Source organism: Limnohabitans sp., assembly GCF_031539105.1.
In the GTDB taxonomy this organism is placed as follows: Bacteria; Pseudomonadota; Gammaproteobacteria; order Burkholderiales; family Burkholderiaceae_C; genus Limnohabitans.
Map to the genome: position 1 here is coordinate 1 of NZ_JAVKLM010000040.1, position 3,915 is coordinate 3,915.

The following is a 3,915-nucleotide window of genomic DNA, read 5'->3' on the forward strand; positions in this document are numbered from 1 at the left end:
GCATCAATGAGAACACCAATGGTTTTCTGCGTCAGTATTTCCCGAAGGGCTCCGATTTGAGCGTTCACTCGCAGGAACATTTGGACGCTGTCGCTTGGCGACTCAATACACGTCCCAAAAAATCTCTAGACTGGAAATCTATACTCAACCTTTCGCAACCCAGTGTTGCACTTCTACCTTGAAACCGCCCAGTTTTTGGCGAAGCCCATAAGATCTGCAAAACAAGAGCTGCAAAACCGTGCGTGTAAGCAATACTGGGCGTAGCAACCAACCAAGGATATTTTGATGAACTTTTCACTCACGCATCTTTCAGCCATTCTCAAGTACGGCGGCATCAGCTTTATTGCGGGCGCGGTCAACCACGGATTTTTTAGCGAAACACGCTCGCTGTGGACGGCTGGATTGGGTGTGCTGTTCTATCTGGTTGGCGCATGGTTGGAAATGCGCAACCATCCCACTGCGGCAATAAAGTGGCGTGACGTGCTGGGCGCAGGCATCGTCTTTTCTATTGGAATTGGATTTTTCACGGGTGGATTGCAACATTTCCCCGACTCACCGCAGCGCAGCGCGTGGGTTGTTCCGCTGGGCTTTGTACTGAGCGTTTGGGCGATGTACTTTATGGGCAGCAAAGCGCAAAATTCTAAAAACGCATGGTGCTATGGCGTGCTGGCAAGTGTCCTTGTGGTGGCAGGGGCGCTGTTGGCTTGGCGCGTGCTGGGCGATACGGCGGCGGGAATTAAACACGATGAACATACGCACAGCTATGCTGCGCCAGTTGCTGCCGCTGGGGATTCTGAAAATGCGTCTGCTAATGTTCCCGCTAGTGTGCGTGAAGTAGCGATAGAGATGCAAGACAATATGCGCTTTTCTCCCGAGCACCTGCAAGTCAAACAGGGTGAGACGATTCGCTTTACGCTTAAAAATCTCGGAAAAGTGCGTCACGAATGGGTGATTGGTAGCGCCAAAGAATTACAAGAACACGCGGCGCAAATGAAAAAAATGAAAATCGACACGCACAATCAGGCGCACAAGAACACGGACAGCCACGAACACGCGCACGGCGGCGACGCTCAGGCGCTCTCGCTAGCGGCGGGTGAGCAAGGCACGCTAACTTGGACTTTTAACCAAGCAGGTGATGTCGCCATGGCTTGCTTTGAGCTGGGCCATTATGAAGCGGGTATGCGCGGCGTGATTCATGTGATGTGACTACAACTGCGCGATCAAATCTAGGAAGTGCAAGGAACGGACAGCATCTGGGGCGGCACGGGTGTCGCCCACCTCTTTGGCGGCGGAGGCTTCAAGGTAGAAGTGCAACACTGGGTTGAGAAGGGTTAAGTATAGATTTCCAATAAGCGAGAGCGTCGAACGCACCTTCAGGCAAGAAGAGCTCGGCAGGGCACTTCCAAGCTAGAGATTTTTTGGGACGTGTATTGAGTCGCCAAGCGACAGCGTCCAAATGTTCCTGCGAGTGAACGCTCAAATCGGAGCCCTTCGGGAAATACTGACGCAGAAAACCATTGGTGTTCTCATTGATGCCGCGCTCCCACGGGCTGTGTGGATGCGCGAAGTACACCTCAACGCCCGTGTTGTCTTGTGCGACTTGCGCAGCAAAGCAACCACCTCAGAGCGCAACTGGCCACGCGGCATAGCGTAGATGGCGCTGTAAATGCTCTCGTGACTAATGCGCCCTGTGCTGTCCATGCGTTTGGATAGTAAGCCACTGACTTGCTCGGGCGATAGCCCCTGGGACAAGCCATGCAGGACGCTGTCCCAAAGCGGCGTTCCCACAGCCATGCGGCGCGGTACGCGAGGAAGGTGACGTAAGCGGCAAGCGCGTTGGCTCGCTTCTAAGCAGCGATAGCCGCCAGCCAGCGGCGGCCTCTGCCACACTGGGTGTGGGCTACTTGTCGCAACGGAGTCGTTGCGCCGCAATTCGCGGCAGTCGGTCGAGGCGGCGTGATTCAAGCATCGTTTGAATCAATGCGCGCTCCTCTGTTTGGAGTTGGGTGTAATGTTTGGAGATGCAATAATTTCCTTTCGAAAATTGTTGCACTTAGACTTTGAGAGCGGCGGGTTTTTAATCATGCCTCAAGGCATCGCGCTGTTCAAACAGTCACTTCAGTTGGTTTTCATTCCCAATTTACCCAACAAGGCTTGATCCTTCGCCCAATCAGGGTTGCCTGTGGTCAGCAACTTGTCGCCATAAAAAATGGAGTTAGCACCAGCCATGAAACACAAAACTTGAATCGCTTCGCCCATTTTTTGACGACCCGCCGACAAACGCACACGCGCTTTAGGCATCGTGATGCGAGCGACCGCAATGGTGCGCACGAACTCTAACAAATCCAAGGCATCTGTACCGAACAACGGCGTACCCTCAACTTGTACCAAGTTGTTGATAGGTACTGAGTCAGGGTAAGGGTTGAGGTTAGCCAGTTGGTGAACCAAGGCAGCGCGCTGCGCACGTGACTCCCCCATGCCCACAATGCCACCGCTACACACATTCATGCCAGCAGAGCGAACACGCTCAAGTGTGTCCAAACGATCTTGGTACACACGGGTGGTGATGATGTCACCGTAAGTCTCAGGCGCTGTATCCAGGTTGTGGTTGTAATAGTCAAGACCCGCCTCTTTCAGCGTATTGGCGTGCATCGTCGACAACATGCCCAAAGTGCAGCAAGCTTCCAAGTTCAGATCTTTGACCGCTCGGATGAGTTCAGCCACTTTTTCAATGTCGCGATCTTTCGGTTCGCGCCAAGCTGCGCCCATGCAAAAACGGGTTGCACCATTCTTTTTAGCCTCTGTAGCTGCCGCTTTGACGGTTTCAACGTCTAGCAACTTAGACGCTTCCACGCCAGTGTCGTAGCGCGACGCTTGCGGGCAATAGGCACAATCTTCCGAGCACCCACCGGTCTTGATAGACAACAAGGTGGAGAGCTGAACTTCGTTAGGGTTGAAATTCTCGCGATGAACTTGCTGCGCTTTGAACATCAAGTCATTGAATGGCAAATTAAACAAGGTCTCCACAGCGCTCAATGACCATGCATGATCGGTCACGACTAGGGCTTGGGAGGGTTTAATGAAATGAACGGGTTGTTCATGGTGCAGAGTCGATTGCATACAAAGAGCTTCTAAAAAATGATCATTGACTATAGCAAGGCGGATTCAAGTACGAGGTGCGACACGGGGATTGTCAGAAATTCTGTGTTTAAGGCGGAATAAAGATTAGAAGCCCCAGGATTTCAAATTTGGATTTGGCGATTACTTTAAACAGCTGTTTGGCAAGCGCTAGCGCGCGTCAGATCACGAAGCGCGGTGGGCAGGAGTGTTATCCACCGTGCACGGATGTACCAAACACCCCGCGCACCGTCAGTCCCCTTGCGTACATGACGATGACGGGCTCATTAAAGCCCATGAGTCGGCTTGCTTGCTATCAACTGCTGCTCGTAGTTGCCTGTGCGGACGCGCGGGATGGCAATAGCCAGCATTTTCTTTGACTTACGAAGTAGTCAAAATAGAAAGTTCGTAAATAGCTGATGGGCGCAGTCTAGCTCGGCTATAAGCGGCCATTCACCGATTTATCTGGTATGTAATCGGTATACTGCGTTCACGCTCCGGGGTGTCCACATGGTGTGGGCTGAGATGACTTGTCCAAACCCGAGAACTTGATCCGGTTCATACCGGCGGAAGAAGAGCATTTCCCCCTGCCCATGCTGGTCGCGCGCCTGCAAGGTGTCTAGGGCGTCCTTCGGAGCGTATTGACTGAAGGACTCCGCCCGTGAATGCTCCCTCCAAATTCGATGCCCAATCCGCCTCTGTGGATGCGGCAGCGATTGCACCTTTGCCTAGTTCGCGCAAGATACACATACTTGGCTCTCGCCCTGACCTGATGGTTCCCATGCGCGAAGTCAGCCA

At 52.9% G+C, this 3,915-nt stretch carries 3 protein-coding genes, 1 pseudogene and 1 riboswitch; of the genes and pseudogenes, 2 read left to right on the forward strand and 2 right to left on the reverse strand.

The window, feature by feature from the left end; translation table 11 throughout:
• On the forward strand, nucleotides 1-182 hold a 182-nt coding region (locus RMR24_RS10815; RefSeq protein WP_405023337.1), incomplete at its 5' end, for a transposase.
• A 103-nt stretch (nucleotides 183-285) separates the two neighbouring features.
• Nucleotides 286-1,206 (forward strand): plastocyanin/azurin family copper-binding protein, encoded by a 921-nt coding sequence (locus RMR24_RS10820; RefSeq protein WP_310615087.1) that lies wholly within the window; start codon nucleotides 286-288, stop codon nucleotides 1,204-1,206.
• A 91-nt stretch (nucleotides 1,207-1,297) separates the two neighbouring features.
• Here the strand turns inward: RMR24_RS10820 and RMR24_RS10825 are convergent.
• Nucleotides 1,298-1,585: pseudogene (locus tag RMR24_RS10825) on the reverse strand (IS30 family transposase); the annotation flags it as partial.
• Between the two features lie 533 nt (nucleotides 1,586-2,118).
• Nucleotides 2,119-3,120, reverse strand: coding sequence for a biotin synthase BioB (gene bioB, locus RMR24_RS10830; protein ID WP_310615088.1), 1,002 nt, complete (start codon nucleotides 3,118-3,120; stop codon nucleotides 2,119-2,121).
• Nucleotides 3,121-3,605: 485 nt separating this feature from the next.
• Nucleotides 3,606-3,709: riboswitch (TPP riboswitch) on the forward strand.
• The last annotated feature ends 206 nt before the right edge of the window (nucleotides 3,710-3,915 follow it).